The sequence below is a fragment of the Clostridium phoceensis genome (assembly GCF_001244495.1).
GTDB classification, from domain to species: domain Bacteria; phylum Bacillota; class Clostridia; order Oscillospirales; family Oscillospiraceae; genus Lawsonibacter; species Lawsonibacter asaccharolyticus.
The window spans coordinates 2,611,911-2,634,166 of the sequence record NZ_LN866274.1 but is presented as its reverse complement, the minus strand read 5'-3'; the positions used below and the strand labels follow the sequence as shown (position 1 = coordinate 2,634,166).

25 protein-coding genes, 1 pseudogene and 1 CRISPR repeat array are annotated in these 22,256 nt (G+C 54.0%); of the genes and pseudogenes, 10 read left to right on the top strand and 16 right to left on the bottom strand.

Going from position 1 to position 22,256, the window contains the following annotated elements; translation table 11 throughout:
* Positions 1-10: 10 nt before the first annotated feature.
* The 5 genes from BN1969_RS13595 to BN1969_RS13575 are packed head-to-tail and all read right to left on the bottom strand — an operon-like array spanning position 11 to position 4,082.
* Positions 11-337: a bifunctional adenosylcobinamide kinase/adenosylcobinamide-phosphate guanylyltransferase gene (locus tag BN1969_RS13595; RefSeq protein ID WP_050624800.1), complete on the bottom strand. Its 327-nt coding sequence runs from the start codon at positions 335-337 to the stop codon at positions 11-13.
* On the bottom strand, positions 334-1,107 hold the full coding sequence (locus BN1969_RS13590; RefSeq protein WP_050624799.1) for an adenosylcobinamide-GDP ribazoletransferase: 774 nt from the start codon (positions 1,105-1,107) through the stop codon (positions 334-336). Before BN1969_RS13590 ends, BN1969_RS13595 begins: the two co-directional genes overlap by 4 nt.
* Complete coding sequence (locus BN1969_RS13585) at positions 1,104-1,622, bottom strand: bifunctional adenosylcobinamide kinase/adenosylcobinamide-phosphate guanylyltransferase (protein ID WP_242850345.1); 519 nt, start codon at positions 1,620-1,622, stop codon at positions 1,104-1,106. The genes BN1969_RS13590 and BN1969_RS13585 overlap by 4 nt, the downstream gene beginning before the upstream one ends.
* Before the next feature lie 13 nt (positions 1,623-1,635).
* On the bottom strand, positions 1,636-2,703 hold the full coding sequence (cobT, locus tag BN1969_RS13580) for a nicotinate-nucleotide--dimethylbenzimidazole phosphoribosyltransferase (RefSeq protein WP_050624797.1): 1,068 nt from the start codon (positions 2,701-2,703) through the stop codon (positions 1,636-1,638).
* Positions 2,700-4,082, bottom strand: a complete 1,383-nt coding sequence (locus BN1969_RS13575; protein ID WP_207642598.1) for a cobyrinic acid a,c-diamide synthase CobB — start codon at positions 4,080-4,082, stop codon at positions 2,700-2,702. Before BN1969_RS13575 ends, cobT begins: the two co-directional genes overlap by 4 nt.
* A 248-nt stretch (positions 4,083-4,330) precedes the next feature.
* On the opposite strand from BN1969_RS13575, the gene BN1969_RS13570 reads away from it, so the two are divergent.
* A complete protein-coding gene (locus tag BN1969_RS13570; protein WP_050624796.1) occupies positions 4,331-4,795 on the top strand; it encodes a spore coat protein CotJB in 465 nt (154 codons plus the stop codon).
* Position 4,796: 1 nt separating this feature from the next.
* Positions 4,797-5,207: pseudogene (locus tag BN1969_RS13565) on the top strand (manganese catalase family protein); the annotation flags it as partial.
* 96 nt (positions 5,208-5,303) lie between these two features.
* Here BN1969_RS13565 and BN1969_RS13560 read toward each other — a convergent pair.
* The 3 genes from BN1969_RS13560 to BN1969_RS13550 all read right to left on the bottom strand — a co-directional run bounded on the left by BN1969_RS13560 (position 5,304) and on the right by BN1969_RS13550 (position 8,843).
* The gene (locus BN1969_RS13560; protein ID WP_050624795.1) at positions 5,304-6,344 is read right to left on the bottom strand and encodes a hypothetical protein; all 1,041 of its coding nucleotides are present in this window, start codon (positions 6,342-6,344) and stop codon (positions 5,304-5,306) included.
* A 256-nt stretch (positions 6,345-6,600) separates the two neighbouring features.
* Positions 6,601-7,893 (bottom strand): hypothetical protein, encoded by a 1,293-nt coding sequence (locus tag BN1969_RS13555; RefSeq protein WP_050624794.1) that lies wholly within the window; start codon positions 7,891-7,893, stop codon positions 6,601-6,603.
* A 23-nt stretch (positions 7,894-7,916) separates the two neighbouring features.
* The gene (locus BN1969_RS13550) at positions 7,917-8,843 is read right to left on the bottom strand and encodes a helix-turn-helix transcriptional regulator (RefSeq protein WP_050624793.1); all 927 of its coding nucleotides are present in this window, start codon (positions 8,841-8,843) and stop codon (positions 7,917-7,919) included.
* Positions 8,844-9,023: 180 nt separating this feature from the next.
* Between BN1969_RS13550 and BN1969_RS13545 the strand changes: the two genes are divergently transcribed.
* Positions 9,024-9,356, top strand: coding sequence for a helix-turn-helix domain-containing protein (locus BN1969_RS13545; RefSeq protein ID WP_050624792.1), 333 nt, complete (start codon positions 9,024-9,026; stop codon positions 9,354-9,356).
* Here the strand turns inward: BN1969_RS13545 and BN1969_RS13540 are convergent.
* Positions 9,353-9,907, bottom strand: coding sequence for a recombinase family protein (locus BN1969_RS13540; RefSeq protein WP_050624791.1), 555 nt, complete (start codon positions 9,905-9,907; stop codon positions 9,353-9,355). The two genes, BN1969_RS13545 and BN1969_RS13540, sit on opposite strands and share 4 nt — an antisense overlap.
* A gap of 93 nt (positions 9,908-10,000) precedes the next feature.
* Between BN1969_RS13540 and BN1969_RS13535 the strand changes: the two genes are divergently transcribed.
* Positions 10,001-10,297, top strand: a complete 297-nt coding sequence (locus BN1969_RS13535) for a nucleotidyltransferase family protein (RefSeq protein ID WP_050624790.1) — start codon at positions 10,001-10,003, stop codon at positions 10,295-10,297.
* The gene (locus tag BN1969_RS13530) at positions 10,284-10,646 is read left to right on the top strand and encodes a HepT-like ribonuclease domain-containing protein (RefSeq protein WP_050624789.1); all 363 of its coding nucleotides are present in this window, start codon (positions 10,284-10,286) and stop codon (positions 10,644-10,646) included. Before BN1969_RS13535 ends, BN1969_RS13530 begins: the two co-directional genes overlap by 14 nt.
* A 118-nt stretch (positions 10,647-10,764) precedes the next feature.
* Here BN1969_RS13530 and BN1969_RS13525 read toward each other — a convergent pair whose 3' ends face one another.
* The 3 genes from BN1969_RS13525 to BN1969_RS13515 are packed head-to-tail and all read right to left on the bottom strand — an operon-like array spanning position 10,765 to position 13,187.
* Positions 10,765-11,124: a DUF3846 domain-containing protein gene (locus BN1969_RS13525; protein ID WP_050624788.1), complete on the bottom strand. Its 360-nt coding sequence runs from the start codon at positions 11,122-11,124 to the stop codon at positions 10,765-10,767.
* 10 nt (positions 11,125-11,134) lie between these two features.
* Positions 11,135-12,070, bottom strand: coding sequence for a class II glutamine amidotransferase (locus tag BN1969_RS13520; RefSeq protein ID WP_050624787.1), 936 nt, complete (start codon positions 12,068-12,070; stop codon positions 11,135-11,137).
* A 1-nt stretch (position 12,071) separates the two neighbouring features.
* A complete protein-coding gene (locus tag BN1969_RS13515) occupies positions 12,072-13,187 on the bottom strand; it encodes an amidoligase family protein (RefSeq protein WP_050624786.1) in 1,116 nt (371 codons plus the stop codon).
* A 369-nt stretch (positions 13,188-13,556) separates the two neighbouring features.
* Here BN1969_RS13515 and BN1969_RS13510 point away from each other — a divergent pair, with 369 nt between their 5' ends.
* A complete protein-coding gene (locus tag BN1969_RS13510) occupies positions 13,557-13,769 on the top strand; it encodes a helix-turn-helix domain-containing protein (RefSeq protein ID WP_050624785.1) in 213 nt (70 codons plus the stop codon).
* 139 nt (positions 13,770-13,908) lie between these two features.
* On the opposite strand, the gene BN1969_RS13505 is transcribed toward BN1969_RS13510, so the two are convergent.
* A complete protein-coding gene (locus tag BN1969_RS13505; RefSeq protein ID WP_050624784.1) occupies positions 13,909-16,023 on the bottom strand; it encodes a hypothetical protein in 2,115 nt (704 codons plus the stop codon).
* Positions 16,024-16,187: 164 nt separating this feature from the next.
* Here BN1969_RS13505 and BN1969_RS13500 point away from each other — a divergent pair, with 164 nt between their 5' ends.
* From BN1969_RS13500 to BN1969_RS13490, 4 genes are all read left to right on the top strand, one after another.
* Positions 16,188-16,454 carry a plasmid mobilization protein gene (locus tag BN1969_RS13500; protein ID WP_050624783.1) on the top strand — a complete coding sequence of 89 codons (267 nt, stop codon included), beginning with the start codon at positions 16,188-16,190 and terminating at the stop codon, positions 16,452-16,454.
* Positions 16,436-16,912, top strand: coding sequence for a relaxase/mobilization nuclease domain-containing protein (locus BN1969_RS13495; RefSeq protein WP_050624782.1), 477 nt, complete (start codon positions 16,436-16,438; stop codon positions 16,910-16,912). The genes BN1969_RS13500 and BN1969_RS13495 overlap by 19 nt, the downstream gene beginning before the upstream one ends.
* Positions 16,913-16,975: 63 nt before the next feature.
* A complete protein-coding gene (locus BN1969_RS18070; RefSeq protein WP_154669736.1) occupies positions 16,976-17,125 on the top strand; it encodes a hypothetical protein in 150 nt (49 codons plus the stop codon).
* A 67-nt stretch (positions 17,126-17,192) separates the two neighbouring features.
* Complete coding sequence (locus BN1969_RS13490) at positions 17,193-18,749, top strand: recombinase family protein (protein ID WP_050624781.1); 1,557 nt, start codon at positions 17,193-17,195, stop codon at positions 18,747-18,749.
* An 84-nt stretch (positions 18,750-18,833) separates the two neighbouring features.
* A CRISPR array of direct repeats spans positions 18,834-19,716; the repeat unit is 29 nt; unit sequence GGGATCACCCCCGCACATGCGGGGAAAAG.
* A 43-nt stretch (positions 19,717-19,759) separates the two neighbouring features.
* Here BN1969_RS13490 and cas2e read toward each other — a convergent pair.
* The 3 genes from cas2e to cas6e are packed head-to-tail and all read right to left on the bottom strand — an operon-like array spanning position 19,760 to position 22,243.
* On the bottom strand, positions 19,760-20,650 hold the full coding sequence (gene cas2e / locus BN1969_RS13485) for a type I-E CRISPR-associated endoribonuclease Cas2e (protein ID WP_050624780.1): 891 nt from the start codon (positions 20,648-20,650) through the stop codon (positions 19,760-19,762).
* A complete protein-coding gene (cas1e, locus tag BN1969_RS13480; protein WP_050624779.1) occupies positions 20,647-21,597 on the bottom strand; it encodes a type I-E CRISPR-associated endonuclease Cas1e in 951 nt (316 codons plus the stop codon). The genes cas2e and cas1e overlap by 4 nt, the downstream gene beginning before the upstream one ends.
* Positions 21,590-22,243 (bottom strand): type I-E CRISPR-associated protein Cas6/Cse3/CasE, encoded by a 654-nt coding sequence (gene cas6e / locus BN1969_RS13475; RefSeq protein ID WP_050624778.1) that lies wholly within the window; start codon positions 22,241-22,243, stop codon positions 21,590-21,592. Before cas6e ends, cas1e begins: the two co-directional genes overlap by 8 nt.
* Positions 22,244-22,256 lie beyond the last annotated feature (13 nt).

Below are 22,256 nucleotides of genomic sequence, written 5' to 3'. Positions count from 1 at the left end.
TCTGTCTGTTCTATTTTAGTCTTATAGCCAGCCCGCAGGAGATCCGGTACACCGCCTCGGCCCTCTCCGCCAGCTGGCAGCAGAGGCGGCCCACCGCCTCCCGCCGCTGCCGTTCCTCCGCCTGGATGGGGACCAGGCCGCAGCCCACCTCGTTGCAGATCACTGCCCGCAGTCCCATCAGCTCCTCCAGATCCGGGAGGGGGTCCAGCGCCTGGAGGTCGTAGAGCACCTGTGTCCCAAGCCCCAGGACCGGGGACAGCTCCTCCTCCCGGACCCCCAGCTCACGCCGGGCGAAGTCCCGTTTTCCTGCCCCAAGGCCGCCCACGATCAGGATCATATCAACACCTCCGCTATCTCTCTCGCCAACACCATCGCCGCCAGACAGCCCAATTCGCACACCTGAAGGAACCACCCCGCCAGGTCACCCGTCAGACCGCCGAACTCCCGACGGGCCATTTGGATATACCAGAGATAGACGAGGATGGCGGCGGCCACAGCGGCGCAGCCCACCCCCAGCATCCCGATGGCCAGCGCCAGCAGAGCGCACAGAAACAGCAAAAACCGCTGCCGCCCCCTCCCCTGCTCCTGCTCCGTAAAGGCGGCCAGCAGGCCGTCCGCCCTAGCCCCCGGCTGGGTCAGCGCCCCGTACCCCGACATGGCCCGGGAGAGCACGGGGACCAGAGCCAGTGCCCACAGATCCTCCTTCTCCCAGCCCGGCTGGCACCACAGGGCGTATTGCAGGAGGAGATAGGACACACAGCCCAGCACCGCGAAGGCCCCCACGCGGGAGTCCTTCAGGATCTCCAGCTTCCGGGCCCGGTCCTGGTGGGAGGCCAGCGCATCACAGGTGTCGCAGAAGCCGTCCATATGGATACCACCGGTGTAGGCCAGCGGCAGGAGGACCGCCCCCGCTGCCCGGAGCTGCGGCGTCAGCGTCAGCAGATCCGCCAGCGCGGACCAGGCCAGCAGGAGCAGACCCAGGACAGCCCCCACAAGGGGAAACGCGCACAAAACCCAGGCCCGGCAGTCGTCGGACCACCGGACCCAGGGCATGGGAAGACGGGAGTACATGGAGAAGGCCATAGAGACCGCCCGCAGATACCTCAACAGCACTCCTCCTTCCAGATCACCGGCAGTCCGCAGACCACCTCTATTACCCGGCCGCACCGCCCTGCAGCCAGCCGGTGCAGGCTGGCCAGCCCGTCCAGATAGACCGCCGTCTCGGGAGAACAGGGGACCTCCTCTCCGAACACATCGGCGCTCACCACCACCAGGTTCTGGGCCTGGACGCTGAGCCGCTCCAACCCCTCCGCCGTCCGGAGCAGGGCCCCATCCGGGTCGAAGCCCGAAGGGGAAAACAGCTCATTGGCCCATAGATTGCCCAGATCCTCCAGCAGCACGCTGCTCCCCACCGGGATGGTCAGCCCGCCCAGGTCCCGCGGGCACTCCAGGGTGGAGAAGCCCTTGTTCTGCCGCAGGGCCCGGTGGCGCCGGACCCGCGCCCGGCTCTCCTCATCCATCGCCTCCATGGTAGCCAGATAGATCCGAGGCCCCTCACCGGACAGCGCACACAGAAGATCTTCCGCGTACCGGCTCTTGCCGCTGGCCGCGCCGCCGTACACCAGTGCCTCCATCTCAGCTCTGGCGGCGATAGGGCGGGATGCCCAGGCCCTGGAAGGTGGCCATGTCCCGATAGATGGACATGGCCATATCCAGCATGGGCATGATGGTCACGGCACCGGTCCCCTCTCCCAGCTTCAGGTCCGCCGAAACAATAGGGCGCAGCCCCAGGGCGTCCAGGAGCAGGCCGCTGGAGGGCTCCGCTGACCTGTGGCTGGCGATGAGGGCCTTGGCCGCGTCCGGGCAGAGCCGCACAGCCAGCAGGGCGGCCGCGGCGGAGATGGCGCCGTCCAGTACCACAGGCACATGGTGGAGGGCGGCCCCCAGATAAAAGCCCGCCATACCGGCGATATCCAGCCCTCCCACCTTGGAGAGCACATCCAGCGGGTCCCGGGGGTCAGGGGCGTTGACTTCGATGGCCCTGCGGATCACGGCGATCTTCCGCTCCAGCCCTTCATCTGACAGGCCGGCGCCCCGGCCCGTCACCTCCTCCACCCGCCGCCCCAGCAGCACTGCTGTCACGGCGGCGGCGGTGGTGGTGTTGCCGATGCCCATCTCCCCTGCCGCCAATAGGCGATATCCCCTGCCCTTGAGCTCCTCTGCCAGCGTGATGCCGGTGACCACTGCGGCCACCGCCTCGTCCCGTGTCATGGCAGGGCCCTTGGCGATGCTCCTGGTCCCACGGGTCACGTGGCGGCGCAGCAGGCCGCCCTCCTCCACCGGGTGGGCGATCCCGATGTCCACCGGGAACACCTGTGCTCCAGCGGTCCAGGCCATGCGGCAGACACAGGCCTCCCCCCAGGCCATGGAGGCCGCCACAGAGGCCGTCACCTCCGGCCCGGTCTGGGTGACCCCCTCCTCAGTCACACCGTTATCTGCGCAGAAGACGGCCAGAGCCTTTCTGTCCAGACTGACATCCGCGGTCCCCTGGACTCCGGCGGCCCGGATCACCGCCTCCTCCAGCAGACCCAGGCCCCCGATGGGCTTGGCGATGGAGTCCCAGCGGCGGGCCGCCTCCGCCATAGCCCCCTGATCCGCCGGCGTGATGCCGGAGATCGCGATACTCAATACGCTGGTCGTCATAATGCTCCCTCCTGAAATCGCCCGCACGCCGCCACGAACCGGGACGCAAAGGCCGGATTTGACCGAAAATACAGGTGCGGAAATCCCGCGAACAGGGCTCCCTCACACCGGACACAGAGCCACGCTTCGCCTGTCAAAGGCTTTTGCGCCCGGCAGGCCGTTCCGTTGTCCCCACTGTCCCAGCGGTGGAACTCGTGGGCTGCGATGGTCTCCCCCCGAGGAAGATAAGGGGTGTCCTGCTCTGCCGTCAGGGAGATATAGCCGAAGCGGCCGGTTCCGGATGCCCGTTTCCCCCTGCCGGACAGGACCCCCGCCATGGGCCAGAAGACACCGTTTTCATCCTCCAGCTCTTCCTGGAGATAGAGAAAACCGCCGCACTCCGCCAGCACTGGCATCCCGGCGCGGGCTGCCGCACAGATCTCCGCCCGCAGAGCCCTGTTCCGGCTCAGCTGCCGGGCATACAGTTCCGGATAGCCTCCGCCCAGATACAGGCCCTTTGCCCCGGAAGGCAGGTGCCGGCTGGTCAGGGGGCTGAACTCCACCAGCTCCGCCCCCAGCTCCTCCAGCAGTTCTAGGTTATCCTCATAATAAAAGGAGAAAGCCCGGTCCCGTGCTACGGCGATGGGTATCCCGCCGCCGCTCCGGGGCCTCGCTGTCTCCAGCGATGCAGTCAAAGGGGGGGCTGAAGCCGCAATGGCGAACAGGGCGTCCAGGTCCACGCTCTCCTCCATCTGGCCGGCCAGACGCAGGATCTTCTCCTGAAGCCCCTCTACCTCGGCCGCCGTGATGAGGCCCAGGTGGCGGCTGGCCAGCGCACAGTCCGGCATCCGCGGGATATGCCCCAAAACCTGCAGGCCGGTCTCCCTCTCCAAAATGGGTGTGAGATGGCGGCAGAGCTTCGGGGAGCACTGATTCAGGATGACGCCCTGTATCATGTCGGGTGCCTGGAATGACCGCAGCCCCTGCAAAACAGCAGCCAATGTGAGGGAGGTGCCCCCTGGAACGACGGTGAGAACGACCGGCGTATCCGTAGCCCTGGCCAGGTGCCAGCTGCTGGCCCGTTCCGTTCCGGCGATCCCATCATAAAAGCCCATGCAGCCCTCCAGAACGGCCAGGCCATGGCCCGCACCGGCACGGGCCATCAGCCCCCGCACCGTGGGCTCGTCCGAAAAAAACAAGTCGAGATTGCGGCTGGGCAGACTCAGCACCTCCCGGTGGAAGAGAGGGTCAATATAGTCCGGGCCGCATTTGAAGGCACAGGGGTCCAATCCCCGGTTCAGGGCGGCCTGGAGCAGCGCGCAGGTCAGAGATGTCTTCCCGCTGGAGCTGGCAGGGGCCGCCACCATCACTCTGGGGAGCGATACGGTCTGATGTTCCATGGATCAAGTTCCTCCCAGTGGGTTCCTCGGATTCTCATTATAGCGGCTCTCCAGACAAAATGCAATCTGAGAATCCAGACATTCCTGCCCTTTCCAGGCCCGATCCAGAAAGCTCCTCGAAAAAAAGAGGGCGATCCGCCGCGGACATGCTCTGGGACGCCTGTGTCCCGCCGGGGCCGCCGCTCTCCCCACGGCATAGGATGGTGCGGAGGAGCAATCCTCCAATCCACACAAGGAGGAATCCTGCATTGAACAAAGAAACTTGCAGCGCGGCCGGATCGGCCAGCTGCCCGGACTATTTCGGCACACTCCCCTCTTGTGCCGGGCTGGCTGTCCCCTATGTCCCCTTTCAGCAGAATGGGTCTCAAAAATATTCTCAGGGGGATGCCCTGAGTAACGGTACGCTGTTTCCCGGTCTGAATCTGCCCTTCCATCTGAAAGTGGAAGGCAGCACCCTTCCCTCCAATCCGCTGGTAGAGCTCCAGGCACTGGAGTTCGTGGTGCTCGAGCTGGGCATCTATCTGGATACCCATCCGGATGACATGGAGGCATTCCAGCTGTTCCAGCAGTATGCTGCCATGGAAAAGTCCGCCAAGGCGGCCTATGAAAAGCGGTTCGGGCCGCTGATGAAAAGCACGGCGGCCACGGAGGACACCTACCGTTGGCTCCAGGACCCATGGCCCTGGAACTACCAGCAGAATGAGGTGAAGTGACATGTTTATTTATGAAAAAAAGCTCCAGTTCCCGGTAAAGATCGCCACACCTAATCCCAAACTCGCCGCTTTTATTATCAGTCAGTACGGAGGTCCCGACGGGGAGCTGGGCGCTTCCATGCGCTATCTGTCCCAGCGCTACTCTATGCCTTATGCCGAGGCAAAGGGACTGCTCACCGACATCGGTACTGAGGAACTGGGCCATATGGAGATGGTGGCTGCCATCGTCCATCAGCTGACCCGGAACCTCACTGACGAGGAGGTACGGAACTCCCCGTCCTTTGCCCCCTATTTTGTAGACCACACCACCGGCGTCTATCCCACGGCAGCTTCGGGCTTCCCCTGGAGCGCCGGCTCTATCCAGTCCACGGGCGACGTCATCGCTGACCTTACAGAGGACCTGGCAGCAGATGGTGCAATGGCGTAAGGCCAACAGCCCTTAAAATGCATCAAACTCCCTGATTCCGCAACAAAAACGGAATCAGGGAGTTTTCCTATCTTATACGGTTTAAGTCAGCGCTGTCAAGCCCTTCTCCTTCAGGAAACCATCTGCATTTTGAATCGCCGCATCAATTTCTTTGTGGTTGATCCGGTTTAAGTCGGCCTCCTTCTCCCCCTTCAAAACCAGCCGCACCTTGCACATCTGGAAGAGCATGCTTACCAACCGGACCGTGTTCTCTGTCAGCGTCTTCTCCGCATCGGAATAAAGATTCCAGTCAGTTTTTCCGGACAAAATCACCAGATTGCCGAGCTGCTCCAGATGACGCCGGTAGACCCGATCTACAGCGGAGAGTGTTTTTTCAAATTTTGCCTCCGTATCGGCCAGCTCCACCAAATACAGCCGGATCTGGTTGATTTCTTCCTCCGCCTTTTTCATTTGCTCCATGGCTTGATTGGCCTTATCTGAGAGCTTGCTGCCGGTCAGATTGAAGATGATCCCACCAACCAGAAGTCCCATGCCCAACGTCGTCGCGCCGAGAATCGTCGTACCAAGTGCGATCCCTCCGCCGCCGGCCGCAATCGCTCCGCCGCCCAGAGCAGCCAGCGTGGCATTGGTTGCCGCAGCGCCGCTCAATGAGGCAATGGCCGTTCCGGTAGAGGCTGTCCCAAACGCCATAACGGCGGCTGTTGTCGCACCAGCAGCGGCAAACCCACCGGCTGTGCCCAACGCGGCACCGCCAAGACCGCCCAGCAGGACTCCCGCTCCTACAGATACTTCCTTCAGTTCCTCGGCATTATACATGGGGATCTTCACATCATCCTTGCTATATTCTTGGAACTCAGGGCGGTTCTGGATTCGGTCAAAAATGTCGGAAAATTTCTGAAAGCTCTCCAGGATCTCCAGTTCTTTCTTACCCAGCGCATCCATGGCTTCGGTCGTCTGCTTGTTCTGCGCTTCAAAGCGAGCAATGTTGTCCTGGTGCCGCTGTTCCGCACTCTTCATGGTGTCGTGAGCTTTTTTCATTTTTACGCCCCCATGAATGGCGCTTCCAACCCCGGCAGCAGCGGCAGCAGCGGCGGCTCCTCCTAAAATAAGCGGTAATGGCATGATAATATCCTCCTTCACTCTTTCAATAATTTACATGCCTCTTTATTGAGACGGATATACTCCTCATAAGTCATCATCTCCTGAAAAAACAGATGATAACATTCATCGACCCGGCACAAAAGCGGCCGGTTTTCATAAATGCTGCACAGATTTCCAGCCAGGTACCGGCACGTCCCGTCCCCCCGGTCCAGTTCGGCATACAGCTTGGACTTCCTTAGATTCCGGCAGCATGCTCCGCATCGATCGCAGTAAAACATCACCGAAACACCAGATGATTCTTTTTGTTGGACATAAAGGTATCAAAATTTCCCTGCCAAGGAAGGTCAATTCCTAAGTCAATCATGGATTTCCGAAGAAGGATGTTAAGTTGATCTTCTGTCTGAACGTGATCCATATACTGAAGCGAATGATTATAAAATTCCGTTTCTTGCTGGAAAGATTCCAAATCAATGCTCTTCAGTTGGGTAAGATAGAGCTCGAGACTTTTGTTAATCCGCTTATATGCATCCAATTGTTTTTGAAGTGAAAGCGCAATTCCGGTACGAATACAGATTTCTTTCAAAACCAATGTACTGAAACGTACCCAGGCAATCAGATTCATACGCAAAAAGAGATTTAACCAATTCCCGCCAGAACGAATAGCCGCATCTGCTCCATCCATCAGACACAGCGTGCCGTGTCCAAAAAGTAGCATTACTCTCAAATCCGCATGAGCTTGCGTTGGCACACACTCGGTCAAAGGAATTCCACGATAAAAATACCTCTTTATTGTCCAAATGAGCCGAATGGTTAAATCACATACCAGAACCGGGATCGCCATAGCAAGGCTAAAACGGGCATCATATCCCTCTTGGAAAGCCCGGATTGCTAAGGTCGCAAAATCTTGTCGATCTTTTCCGATTTGAAAACTTCCAAAATTACAAAATTGAAAAAGCTCAAAAAAAGGAATAGCCACGCCTGTCCCTCGTCCAGAATTTCCTCGACTACCGGAACTCCCTGCAATATCGGACATGATATGTCCAAACCAGTTTGCCACACCACAGAAAAGTTTTGAAATAACATTATGTCCTTGCAATTCGAATGTCTGTGTCTGTATTGTAATTAGTTTTCCATTGCTGATAAAGGAAGCAGTTGAGGTAAATTGGTTCAGAATGGAAAAAAAGAGCCCGACGACATCCGGCGAGTGGGCCAGCGATTTTATATGATGATTCTTGGTGCTCATAGCAAAAACGCTGTCTACATCCGCTGTGTAACGTTGATCATAATTTACTTTAAATTTTCGCTCTAAGTAACCGATTGCACTGGCAACATTGCTTTCCTTTCCAGCAGCCGGTTTCCAGCCTGTCATGCTTGCAAATTTCATGACGGCAGTATCGACCTGTTTGTCCGTCCACTGCCCAAGCGCACTCTCGCCCGGAGCCCCTACAAAAAAAATATCAAGCAAACCTGCAATGGCTCCGCAGGCAATGGAACACAAATAATCTTGTGTCTCACAGGAATCCTGTCTTAACAAGACAGCATCACTTTTGGAAATGGCTCCCCACTCCATTATGGATTCTCCTTCCAATTATTCTACAACCGTTTGACTCGATTCCCCTGACTTTTCAGCCACATATCGATCCCCTTTCCAAACACTTCCGCCCGGATCTCATACGTCCCGTCCCGCTCGCCGACAATCTCCGCTGTGGGCAGGCGGTCCAGGACGGCTTCCACCGACAGTCCCTGATACAGAAAATGAACCGTCCGCAGCCTCCCTCCGTACATGAATTGGACCCGCTTTCGAAATTCCCCTTCTGAAAAGCGCTGACTATATGGGACGGTGAAGTGTTCCGATTGTACCTGGATCTGTTCCAGGCGGTCCACCCGATAGATAGTGGGATAGGGGTCCTCCGGATATTCAAATTCCTCATTTCGGTCCACGTTTTTCAAAAATGCCGCCAAATAAAAGTAGAACTCGGAGCACATCAGGCCCACTGGTTGGAGCCGGCGGTGCTTCTTCTCTCCTGTCTGAGTTTGATAATCCGCCTCGATCTCTGAATGGGTCTGAATGGCCTGCCCCAGGGTCCATAAAATGTCTACCAGCGGTTTTCCGTGGCGGGGCTCCACATAACAATGGCGCTCGTTGGAAAGAATCTCCTGGAGCTTTTCCCGCTCCGGCGGCCGTATGCCAGGAGCCAGGAGTTTATCCAGAATCTGATCCAGCTCCCGCTTTGATAGCGACCGGCTTTCTAGGAGAATCTTGCAAACCGCCAGCATTTCCCCACAGGAGAGAAGCGCACCCTTACCCTCGGACAGCCGGTAGCAGTTCCGCTCCGGATCATAGTGGATCTCCAACGGCGGAGTCTGCTCCGCAAAAAAGTTCCGGAGCTGTTCAATATCCCGCTGAATGCTGCGCTCAGACACGCCAAAGACTTGCGCAGCCTCTTTCTTCCAAATGCTCCCCCGGTTGACCAACTGATCGTACAGAGATAGGAGGCGGAATCCTTTTTCCTCTGCCATTTCTCTCCCTCCTTCTCCATTATACCGACCGGGTTAGACGGAAACTGTCCATGAGAAGAAAAAAGCTCCTGTTTCCTATCCCTTATTCTACCCTAAAAGTTCTTTTATTTCAACACCAAAAGTTTATTTATAGAAGGAACTCTCCGGGATAAACTGAATGAAACTACTGGGGGGCGCTATATGGACTGGATAGCAATCGGAAGCAGGATACGAAAACAGCGGGAATATCTTGGCTACACCAGAGAACAGTTTGCCGAACTGCTGGAGGTCACACCGAAATTTTGTTCGGATATTGAACTCGGCGTCAAAGGGATGTCTGTTCCGACCCTCTGTAAGATATCTTCCACGCTCCGTCTGACCACAGATTATATTCTATTTGGCAGAGCAGAGGCTCAGGCCGACGATCCGATTTCTCTTCTCCTCCACAGCTGTACAAATACAGAGCGGGAGTACGCCGAAAGTCTGCTGAAAACCTTTCTTTTGGCCATGAATACAAAAAAAGATTCGCCTTAACCGGCGAATCTTTTTGCTTTCCGATAAAATGTGCTGGGTGACAAGTCCAGCTTTCTCATAGCTTCTGCTGCTGTCAGCTCTCCTGCCCGCCACCGTCGTATAACCATGTCCAGACCTGGCGGCTCAATGGGTTTTCGCCCCTTATATCGCCCTTGACCTTTTGCAGCCGCAATTCCTTCCCGCTGCCGCTGGAGGATGTATTCCCGTTCCAGTTCTGCCACCGCACCAAAAACGGTCAGCATAAACTTTCCTGTGGGCGTCGTAGTGTCGATCGCCTCCTTCTGGGATATAAATTCTACACCTTTGCCTGTAAGCCGCTCTACTAATTCGAGCAGGTCGCGGGTGTTCCGAGCAAACCGGCTGATCGACTCGACAATAACGGTATCCCCCTTTCGCACATACTCCATCATTTTCTGCAGTTCCGGTCTCTGTGCATTTTTCCCACTGGCCCGGTCGATGTAGAGGTCATCCACGCCCAGGCGCTCCATCAGGATCTCCTGACGAATCGTATTCTGCTCTTGTGTGCTCACTCTGATATAGCCGATTTTCATCGTTCATTCCCTTTCTCTTGCCAAGTTTACAGTTCCTTGGTATACTAAAATTGATAAAGTTTGTACAGAATCTTGTTTCGGGGAGTGGTTATTATGGCAGTCCGCACGCTATCTGAGATCCAGGATATCGTTTCCCGCTTAGCCCGACAATACGGTGCGAAGCGGATCTATCTATTTGGCTCTTACGCCCGCGGAGATATGAATGAGGACAGCGATATCGATCTCCGCATTGATAAGGGCGCAATCCAGGGGTTACAGCTGGCAGGTCTTCTCCTTGATTTGGAAGACTCTCTTGGAGTGTCCGTCGACTTGATTCCAACCACCAGTTTGGATTCCTATTTTTTGGAATCCATTCACAACGATGAGGTGCTGCTATATGAAGCCTCTTAATCGTGATATCCACATCCTGGAGCATATTGTCTCCTATTGTCAGCAGATTGAAGATACCGTGGCCCGTTTTGGCAACGATGGCTCTATTTTTTCCTCAGATCCTATTTATCGAAACGCAGCCGCTCTCTGTATCCTGCAAATTGGAGAGCTGGTAGGAAAATTGAGCGAGGAATTTCGATCTCAGCATTCTTCGATTCCCTGGCGTCAAATCAAAGCCATGCGGAATATTGTCGCTCATAGTTATGGTACCGTAGATCCGGAAACTACTTGGGAGATCATTCAATATGACATTCCAAAGTTAAAGGAATATTGTGTTTCCCTCTTAGATGCTCCTGCAGAAATAACTTGAACCTTTCTCAAAAGGGTCGGTTTCCAAATTGGCACATGCCAAATCTCGGAAACCGACCCTTTTGAAATACATAATCCGTGTGCCACTAGGGTATGCCCTATTGGCACACGGTTTTGGTTTATCCAGGCAGGATCAGCAGACTTCCGCTGATGTTCAGGAACTGCTCCGGTCGCCGGAAGATGCTCATATATCTCTGAATCTGTTCCTCTGTCAGGGAGGCAAAGCTGTCCCCAGCCAGTCCGCACACAAAGAAAGGGCCAGAGATCATATCATAGACCGTCCCATCTACCGTTCGCAGGGCTCGGTTCAGGGGCAGCTTCAGCAACTTTCCCTCCTCGTGACACACAAGAGCGGCAGAATCCTGAAAGGGGTAGACCGCTTGGATTGGGCCGCCCACTACCTGCTGCATTGCGTTCAGGCCATGTGCGATTTCTCTTACATAGGGTGCTTTTCCTGGCTCCACCATTAGAATTTTCATGCGTTTTTCCTCACCATAATTCTCTGCTATATAGAACGGACTCCAACTCTTCGGGCGTAAATCCTCCCTGGTACAGCTGATCAATGTCCTCCGGTGTGTATCCAAAGGCGGCAGCCACTGACTTGATTTCCTCCAGGTAAGGGTCCGCTTCTTCCGTCTTTTCTCCAAACCTGCGCCAACTGCTGTACGGATACCATCCCGGCCATCGCCAGGAGGAAAACAATTTACTGTCGTCAAACTCTCCGTAGGAGATATGTCCGTCCTCGTCGATTTTCAAAATCTCTCCGCTCTGAATTGAGACCGGTATCGGTTTTCCAAACGACAGACGCAGACACCGCAGCGCCCGGTTCAGGATCTCCTCTGTAGACGCATACAGGTAAAGTCCCGCACTTGGGTAGTGGTAGAGGCACATGGGGTTGTCCCCCTTGATGAAGTACAGTTCATTCTTAGGCCCCAGCAACGTGACGGTGTAGGAGCCCTCCAGCTGCTCGGCCATCCGCCGTAGGCTGTCAAAGTTCAGCGCTCTCTCCCGCTCCAGGATCTGGACCGCCACATAGCTGTCCGTCTCGATCCTGGTCTTGGGTAGCCGCAGCTTTTTCCGCAGCGACCGGTCGTTCTGGATCACCCCGTTGTGGGCCAGAGCAAAGGGTCCCTCCTTGACACGGCCCGGAAAGGGGTGGTTATTGTAATTGCGTTTTTCACCCCCCTGGGTGGTCATGCGGGTGTGCCCCATCACCGCCCAAGCGTCTCCAGGAATCCTCCAGTGCATGGCATGGGCGGGCCGTGGACGCTTATAGACGTGGAGCTGTCCCCGGCTGTGGTAGGCAATTCCGGCGGCGTCCGTTCCCCGTACCTCGCAAGCCGTGGAGAGTACGGCAAGAATCTGGTTTCGCTCCCCTTTGGACAGGCTGTGTCCGTAGTCGATTAGGCCGAATAGACAGCACATCTCACAGCTCCTCCTCTCCGGCCACCGGCTCATTTACATACAGGCGGCGCTCCTTACAATACTGCACCAGCTCCGGAGCCTGACAGCCGGAGACAAAGGTGGTCCAGGATACGGCCTTCAGCTCCTCGTCAGACAGAAAAATCGCCACATCGCAGATCCGGTCAACGAGCTGCAAAGTGGCGATTAACGTGTTGTATTTTAGTGAGCCCCGGAAGATCCGAAACTCAATGGTACTGTCGTTCTGGAGATTGACGCAGGTATAGCGGCTTCCATTGGTTCCCTTCTTGGCGTGGTCCAGAATATCCTTGGGATGTTCCTTGTAGCCGTATCGGGCCGCCCAGTGTTCCAGCTGGCGCGGAGTCCGGCGGCTGAACTTCAACAGCTCCTCCCAGTGCTTCTCAAAGAAGTAGAGCACCCGGGCAATGGCGGCTTCCTGCTCCTGATAGGTCTCACCGAAAGCGGCACGGCTCACATGGACATGGAGCCCGCAGGTCCCGGCCTGATGGCTCCGGTACCCCATGGAGACTGCCTCTCGCAGGATCTCCCTCCAGGGCATGTTCTTCTGGTGGAACTCCGGGGTCATAGGATGGGTCACGATCTCAAACCCATCGCTCAGGGAGCCGTCGTGCTTGCAGTAGATCAACTCCCGGCTTTCGTTGGCCAGTTCCAGAATCTGCTGGGCGTTGTCGCTGCACTCCCCAGCTCCATCAATCTCCAGTTCCACGCCCAAGTAACGAGGGCCCTTTCCATAAAAGATCGGGGTAGGCTTGTAATAGTAATCTTGAATGGCCTTTTGCTGAGTGGAGCGGGAATAGCAGTCGCGACACAGAGGTTCCTCATTGCCGACATCATCCCAGGCGTAAAAGGCCTGGTCATTACGAATCAATCCCCCACAGCGGCTGCAGTTGGTGTAAAGGCGTTCATAGCAGTCCTGGCAGAGGCGCGTGTTGGAGTCTCCTGCGTTATGTTCGCTCCAGAGCCGTTCCCCACAAACAGAACAAATTTCGGTTTCCTGGTCCAGACAGTCCGGGCAAAGATCCTGGTCGTCAAACTCCCGCCGCTGGTCCAACTCGTATTCCCCACCGCAGACGGCACATGTAAAAGTTTCTCCTGTCATGGCTCTTCATCCTCCTGTTTCACAAAATAGTCTATGGCTGCACACAGTAAGGCTGCTGCAGCCGCCAGAAGAACCCCGAGCAGCTTCTCCTGGGCCTCCTGGCGGTCATCCTGATTCACCCCATAGTAGTACAGACTTGCCGGAACAGCTGATTCACCAGTTCCACGATGACGGCGCGAATGACGGATAAAAGCGTTTTCAGCATAGTTTCCTTCTCCTTTCCAACGAAAAATGAGAAAAGCCGGAAGCTGCGTTTGAGGCGTAAACCTCAGCAGCTTCCGGCTTTCTATCGAAATGATATATTTTTGAAGAGGACAGGAAAAGCAAACAGGGTGCAACAGGGGAATAATGCAAAAAGGGGGAATTCATATGTACCGTGATTCACTCGACTACGCCCAGGACCGGTTCTCAAACGTCCTGGAATCGTGCACCGTCCTTACTCCGGCTGAAGTAATGGAAGTTCTTGGAATTGGAAAAAATAGTGTCTATACACTCTTGAATTCCGGGAAGCTCCGTGGATTTCGGATTGGAAGAAGCTGGAGGATTTCAGCAGAAGCACTGGAGGAATTCATCGTAAAATAAATCGCTAAATCGACTAATACTTTTTAAAATTTTACTTAATTAATTTAGTCCATATAATTAGTCTCCTTTCAACCATCTTTATCAAAAAACGCGCAGACACTTTTTCCCATGAAGTGCCGGCGCGTTTTTTCTTATTTGGTCATGAACCCGAGCGGTAAGAGCTTGTGTCTTGCTCCATCTTCTGCAGCGCAACGTGCACGATTTTATGAGCAAAAAATTTCTCCGACAAAATTTGGGCACGGATTTTCAGGACAGATACCTTTTCAGAACTCCCCGTCTTGGTCCGAATCTCAAAAGAGCGGCGGGTCTGAGTTTCTCGCTGTACTGTCTCCAGAAAGCCTGCCTTCTCCATCAACAGTTCCCAGTTTCGTTTTGTAAATTTATAATTTTCTGCAAACAGCTTCTTTAGCTCAGGAAAATAGGAATTTTTTAGCAGGAACATTTGTTTCCTCGGGTCGTACCAGAGGCAAACAGTTTCCCTATCACTACCTTTCCCGCGAAGACGAGCACAGCGTTTTTCTGAAATTAACTTTATCAGGTAGGTCTCTAAAACGGCTCGGACCGGAAACTCCGGCTGGAACTGCTGCCACTCCCGCAGAAGCGCACGTTCCAGCTGTGCGATCATAGGCCCCTGTTCGTCCTCCGGAGCGCACAACTGTAAGAAACACTGATATGCCGCCAGAAAATAGGCGACCTTTTTCTGTGATTGCTCATCTAGATTGTATTTTTTCACACCTTCCACTACGTCTTTGTAAAGTCGTTCGAGCGTTTGCTTTTCCACAAAAATTTTTCTCTCTATCGCTCGAATGTCTTTGCGGGCCTGTTTGAATCGATTACGGAATTCTTCCTCCAAGTGATCTATTTGAGCTATCGCCCATTCCATTATCTCATCTCGGCACTCTCCCACATCTTGTAATACAAACATCTCCAATGACTCCAGCCGTAATGTCTCAGATTTCGTATTGTTTTGATACCACTCCTCTGGGGTATCACCGGAAAAAGCAAAATTATGCTTATTCGCTGCCGCCATAAGATGGTCGACAAGATCTTTGACAACCGGAATCGATTTTGTAAATACAGCTTTCTGCCTGGCTTCCCAACTGTCAACAGATACATTGCGTAGTATCCCTGTGAAGTACGCCAACAGAGGCTGTAAAAATGGTTCCACAAGGAATTCTGCTCCCGTTGGGATGGTAAGAGAAAGACACAGTTTTTGGGCCGAGACTTCCACAGAAGGTTTTCTCCCCACCCACAGTACACCCGCCTTCTGAAGGACCTTTGCCTCAAATTCCGACATCGAAACATCCTTACGTGCCATCTTCTCTGTGGCTTGAAAGATCTTCACTCCATCTACAATTGGAAAACGCGGTGGAAGTTTAGGGACGATATCACAGCACAACTTTGCCAGTTGGGTTGCTTTGTCCAGGTCCATACAGGAAACACAAATTGCAAACTGTTCAGAAAAATGTTTTTTTACTTGCAGATACGGCGTCGACCGGTCCAGTCGATGGAACTGGGGAAAAAACGGCTTCAGGACCGAGAACAATGTAAATGCCAGCAGTATGGCTGCAATATCCCCTGCATTCGATTGAAGCAAACTTTTGAGGCGGTTCCATGCCTGATCCTTCGCTTCGATCAATTCGGGTCCTAATGTTGTATACGGACATCCTAAATAGTAGGCGATTCCCTCCTTTGTAAACTGCCAGACTGGAATGGGCCCCATTCCCCAACACCGAACCAGAAAATTATTGAAGAGAACTTTGTTAATCCGCGCTACCTGTTGTTTTGGAAAGGGAAAAACCGGAACTCCTATACTGCCCGACTGGTGTTCTGTGCTGCGCCTAAGAATCCGGCCGGATCTATCAGTTTCGATCAAAGAGAGGCGTGTATTTGAGGCCCCATTTAACGTCCAGCTCTCCGCCAAAATATATCGAAACTTGAGGGCTTCCGGTGCTATGGAATACTTTCTGCATTCAATATCGATTGGTTTAAGGAACCAAATACTCTTTTTCTCTTCTTGATGTTTTTTGGGGGGATTCTTAAACCATTTGACGCGCTGTTTGCCCCGTTTGTTATGATACGAACATTTGCAGATACAAATGCTGGAGACCGCGTTCGCAAAATCTGGGCTCTGAGGGGATGGCCGGTAAAGTGGAACATTGTCTAGTGAGAGGCGACCCAGAAGTTCTTCGCCACAGTCATCCCAAAAATCTTCCGCCTTGTCTCTGTCTTTTTGATATATGGATGTCACCACGTCTCCTGCACCTCCTTTGCCCTCTTGGGTTTTCTAGGGCTTATAAAAAATTATACTATCCCTACATAGTCCATAACGGGTTCCCCAGGGAATGCTCACTGCACAGAAATATTGCGGGCATTCCCCGCTTGCGGGAATTGTACCAAATAAGGAATGAACTTAAAATGGGAAAAAGAACACCAATACTGGTCTATCTTACATCAGATGAACGGCAGCGCATCACCGCATTGGCCCAGAAAGTTGGAATGGATCGCTCTGCTTATATCCGACACCAATGCCTCAATGAAAATCCAAATCTGGAACCCGTCAACCGCGATTTGGCACAGCTTCTATGTGACCTGGCGAATGCAGCTCAGGAACTGGACTGTGACAAGGCGCTTCGGGAGAGGCTCAGCAGATTGGAGGAACAGTTATGGCAATCTATCGAGTAATCCACCATTCGGGCAAATACCACGATTGGAACGCGATCCGGGATCTACTCCAATATGTCAGTTCACCGGAGAAAGCGAAAAACGGACTTATCTTTGGCGGAGCTCTCTTTCCAAATATCGCAGCAGACTCTATGGAGGGACTCTGCCGGACGTTGGGTAAGACAGAGGGACTTCTGCTCCGGCACTCAATTCTCAGCTTCTCCCCAGAGGAGAGGATCGATGCCTGGGACGCAGCGGACATCGCAACCCGAGCCATCCGCTATTACAAACAGCAGTACCAGATCTTAGCCGCTGTACATGAGGACAAACCACATCTTCATATTCATTTTGTGATGAACACTCTCAACTACCGCACAGGGAAGAAGTATCCCGGAGATCGAGCCGATTACTATGGCTTCCTGGCATACCTTGGTAAAATTTTAAAACCCTATGGACTAAAGGTCAAGCCAGAAAAATAATCAAATATCATCCTATTAGAGAAACAGCAATCATAAAATGACTAAGAAAGGAGCACACCCTTTATGAATCGACTTCCTCTCCCTACCCCATCCTGCCGGAGTGTATTCCGGAAATCCGAGACTCCCCTGACGGCGGAGCGGTACACCAAGATCTGGATCCAGCTGATCAACCAGATGGAGCATTCCAACTCCATTGCAGCAGGGCTCCAGTAACAACCACAAAAGCGGTCTCCTGACGAGCATTGTCAGGGGGCCGTATTTTTTATAGGAGCGATGTCCAATGTCCAAAGCTGCAATCTACTGCCGCCTGTCGGAAGAAGACCGGAATAAGGCCTCCGCCGAGGACGACAGTGCCAGCATACAAAACCAGAAGTCCATGCTCCTGCAGTACGCCATACAGCAGGGCTGGGAAGTATTTCACATTTACAGCGACGATGACTACACGGGTTCCGACCGAAACCGCCCGGAGTTTCGCCGCCTCTTAGCGGATGCTCAGGCCCATAAATTTGATATCATCCTCTGCAAAACTCAGTCCCGCTTTACCCGTGAGCTGGAGCTGGTAGAAAAGTACATACACGGGCTTTTCCCGCTGTGGGGAATCCGTTTCGTCAGCATTGTGGATAATGCTGATACCGACAACAAGGGGAACAAAAAATCCCGCCAGATCAATGGCCTGGTAAACGAGTGGTACTTGGAAGATATGTCGGATAATATCCGCAGCGTCCTCACCAACCGCCGGGAACAGGGCTTTCATATTGGCGCCTTCGCCCTCTACGGATATCAGAAGGACCCGGCTCAGAAGGGCCATCTGATCATTGACCCAGAGGCCGCCGCAGTCGTGCGCCGGGTCTTTACCTTGTTTTCACAAGGATACGGAAAAACGGCCATCGCCCGAATTCTGAATGAGGATGGGATCCCCAATCCCACCGAGTATAAGCGCCGGAAAGGATTGCGGTACCAATCTCCCCCTGGAAAAACAGGAACGCTGTGGAAATATCCTGCCATCTCCCACATGCTGACCAATGAGATCTACATCGGCAACATGGTCCAGGGGCGGTACGGCAGTGTATCTTATAAAAGCAAACAGAACAAGCCCCGCCCCAAAGATCAGTGGATCCGAGTGGAGCATACCCATGAGGCAATCATCGACCGGGACCTCTGGGATCGGGTCCAAGCATTGATACATGAAAAGGCAAAGCCCTTTACCGGCGGTTCGATTGGGCTCTTTGCCAAAAAAGTGCGTTGCGCCAACTGCGGATACACCATGCGCTCAACGAAGAACCGCGGACGGCACTATCTCCAGTGCTCCAACCGCCGCGTTTCGAAAGAGGTCTGTACCGGCGCATTTATTTCCGTGGAAAAGCTGGAACGCATCGTGGTCCAGGAGCTGAACCGGCTTTCCGCGCAGTATTTGGATCAAGATGAGCTGGAACGAAACCTGGAGTTTTCCAGCTCCCTCCAGGCCCAGAAACAAAAAGCGCTGGATCAGCTCTCCAAATATCAGGCGCAGCAGGAGGAGTTTCAAACGGGCCTGCGGGAGCTCTACCTGGACAAGGTGCGGGGAATTCTGTCCGAGGCGGATTTTCTCAGTCTCTCTCGGGACTTCTCCAAGGAAAAGGAGCTTATCGAGGGGAAAATCGCGGAAACCAACTGCCGGCTGGAAGAACTGGACACCCGGATTGCCGCTGGGGACAACCGCCGGGAACTGGTCCAACGATACGCCAACCTGGAGCACCTCACAAGGGAGATGGTGGAGGTTCTGATCGACTATATTCTGGTCGGCCGGAGGCAACCTGGGGAAACGGCCCCACCGGTGGAGATACACTGGAATTTTTAAGCAGGGCCAAAGACGCAGGGAAAAGAAAAGGCTCTTTCCCCTGCGTCTTTTTACCACACACTCAGGAAAAGATTATTTTTTGTCAGTATAACCCCCGCACATGTGGGGAAAAGGACGGCTACACGATAGCCCCGGAGTTTCTTCTGGGATCACCCCCGCACATGCGGGGAAAAGTTGCAGGTTGTATGGATATGGCGCGCCGACTAGGGATCACCCCCGCACATGCGGGGAAAAGTGATGGAACTCAAGCCGCCGCACCTCTACGTTGGGATCACCCCCGCACATGCGGGGAAAAGTGGCTCCCGGAGGAGCTGATCCGGTCGGAGACGGGATCACCCCCGCACATGCGGGGAAAAGGTAGAAAGAATCAAGTCCCTGGACGATGACTCGGGATCACCCCCGCACATGCGGGGAAAAGAGGACCTGGGCGGGAACGGGCACCTGGAGACCGGGATCACCCCCGCACATGCGGGGAAAAGAGGACCTGGGCGGGAACGGGCACCTGGAGACCGGGATCACCCCCGCACATGCGGGGAAAAGTATCAGGAGGATGATGATATGACTCAGGATCAGGGATCACCCCCGCACATGCGGGGAAAAGCCCGTGTCCGAGCTCACGGAGTAGGGCACGTCGGGATCACCCCCGCACATGCGGGGAAAAGTTCTGACCAGCGGCAACGGTTACGATTGCGCTGGGATCACCCCCGCACATGCGGGGAAAAGCTCTGTGTCGTTACTACCCCAACCGGAGGTTCGGGATCACCCCCGCACATGCGGGGAAAAGATCCATTAGCCGCACAAGAGCCGCCTTGTACTGGGATCACCCCCGCACATGCGGGGAAAAGTCTCTTGGCTGAACACTTCTCTGGCATCATCAGGGATCACCCCCGCACATGCGGGGAAAAGCACCGCCGATATTCTGGCCTACATGGAGAGCCGGGATCACCCCCGCACATGCGGGGAAAAGACTCAGAAAGCCTTGAAAGACAAGCGCTTATTTTTTCAAGTGCTCATTTTCCATTTAACTTCTGATATATCCCAAGTGTCAGTTCACAGTCTTTCTGTGCTCGATGGCAGCCCGTCACATCCAGTCCCAAATAAGCGGATATTGCCTCAAGGGAATAACTGTTCAGCCCGGCAAGTTTCTGTCGGGCCAGCTTCAAGGTATCTATACACTGGTTTCTTGGTATCGGCAGCCCCACTTTCTTACAGCCAGCCTGGAGGAAACCGTAATCGAATGCAGCATGATGCAGCACCAACGGGTCAGAGCCGATAAACGTAAGGCAGTCTTTTAATATATCCCATAGTGCCCTGCCACTATGCACAAGCTGTCCATCTGTTAATCCTGTCAGCGCCGAAACGGCAGGAGGAATTGGGATTGGACACTGAACCAAGGCATGGAATTCAGCATCCACAAAGCCATTTCTTACGCGGAGCGCAGCGATTTCTATGATATGATCTTTCAAGTGTGAAAGGCCAGTAGTCTCAAGATCCAGCACTGTATAGTCAGATTCAAACTTGGCCTTTTGCCGTACTCGTTGGATACGGAGGCTGCGCTGATATGCAGCCGCTTTGCTGCATAGATCCCGTGAATTTTTCTCCTTCTTCTCCGCCTCCGTGATTTTACGGCCAAGTGGTCGCCGCATGAGTTTGACTCCGTCGTAATCGACCATTTCCCATGTAGTATTATGTACTCGGAATTCCATTTTCTGCTCTCCGGGAGCAGGATACACCATTGTAGCCTGACCTTGCTGGACTGTTTCACAAATGCGGATCCACAGTGCTTCTCGCACTCGGGCAGATACGTTTCCCACATAGACTCCGGTGTTAATTTCAAACAGCCATTTGGATAGGTCTCCCCTTAGTTTTGGAGGACAGTCCGTCAAAACGACGATGATCATTCTGGCATATCCCCTTTTTCCGCATAGTTTCTGCCGTTTGAAATCAATCTCTTATGGCTGTCCCAGAGATAAGTAATGTCTGTTTTTCCATTATCCGGCTGGTCGTCATCTGACAGTAAAAAACGTATATCCCGCACAATTTGCTCCAGAAGGTGTCTGGCGGCCATTTCATCTCTTATTCTGCGGCGAACTGCACTTGGAAGATCATCCGGCTTTTTTGCCGCTATCTCAAATGCAATGGGAATGGTGAGGTCCGCCTTATAGAGGTCTGCAATATCATAAACAAATGAGCGCTCATGGCCCACATGAATGAATCCCAGCCCCGGAGAACAACCCAACGCTGCAATGACAGCATGCGCAACTCCATACAAGCAAGCATGCCCAGCTGAAAGTGCCTGATTCACAGGGTCTCCGGAGGAGAAATTATCCGGGTCAAATTCCCGGCCGTTCCAAGGAAGATTCCATTCCTTCGCCGCTGTGCGGTAGGCTTTTCTGACACGGACTCCCTCTCTGCCCCGCAGTTGTTGTGTGGTAAGGCCCGAAACGTCCTCCTCTGGGAAGCGGAGTTGATACATTTTTCTGACCACAGCCAAGTGAGTACGCTGATTGCTGACCAACTGAGCCTGTTTCATCAGCAACTGAGCACGGTGGGTCAGCGGTCGTCCGCTGGCATAGAACCTCACCCCGTGCTCTCCCACCCAGACAATCCCTACACCGGCATCTCCAATCAACTCGATTGCCCTATGTGTGACTGTCGTACCTGGTCCCAGCAGCAGCACTGTAATGGCTGCTGCTGGGATTCTTGTCGTTCCCCGCTCATCCCGCACCAGGATTGCGCTGTCCTCCCGGTTGATCTGGCAGTGCTCCAGATACAAAAAGGTCAGCCGATCTCCAATTTGGGGCAGTGCCTGTAAATCAGGGCGCTCCATCCCAGGTATCTTATCCATGAGCGGTCCCTAGTCCCATGACAGTCAACATGCCCTGTCCAAATGCTTTGCCGCGCCCGATTCCTTCCACCAGGGTCTGACGGAAACGCACCTCATCTGTCACTGTAAGTATACCGTCAAAGGTCACGGAAAGCAGTGTGATCGGATGCTTTCGTTCATTGCCTTTGTAGAACCGCTGCCATTGACTACTGATAACCACAACTTCCTCCGGATCCACGAAAAAACCGTGGGCCTCACACCGGTCAAGCAGCCACTGAGTCTGGTGTTCCGGCGTAATATGTGCATGCACTGCCCCCCGCTTTTCGTTTTCAGCAGACTTGACACTTTTCGTTGGATTTGCCGTCAGACGAAACTGCCAGATTCTATTGGAGTGAATACGCTCCAGTAATGTATCGTAGGATTTGGTCTGCCAGGGCGGTCCGCCCTCCTCTTTTCCAAACTGCTTTACCATCTTCGTCAGTTCTGGAATCCGGGCGCTGAGTAAGAGCAGATCATACCGTCCCTGAAACTTATCTATCCGCCAAAGTCGCCGCTCTCTCTCACCCGGAAAGGATGACTCTATGGCTCCATGAAGCAGATTAGGGGAGATCAGCGCCTTCCTTGTGTCGCGCTTGTTCACATCCAGTTCCATTCTGGTCAAATACATAGAAAATCCCCCT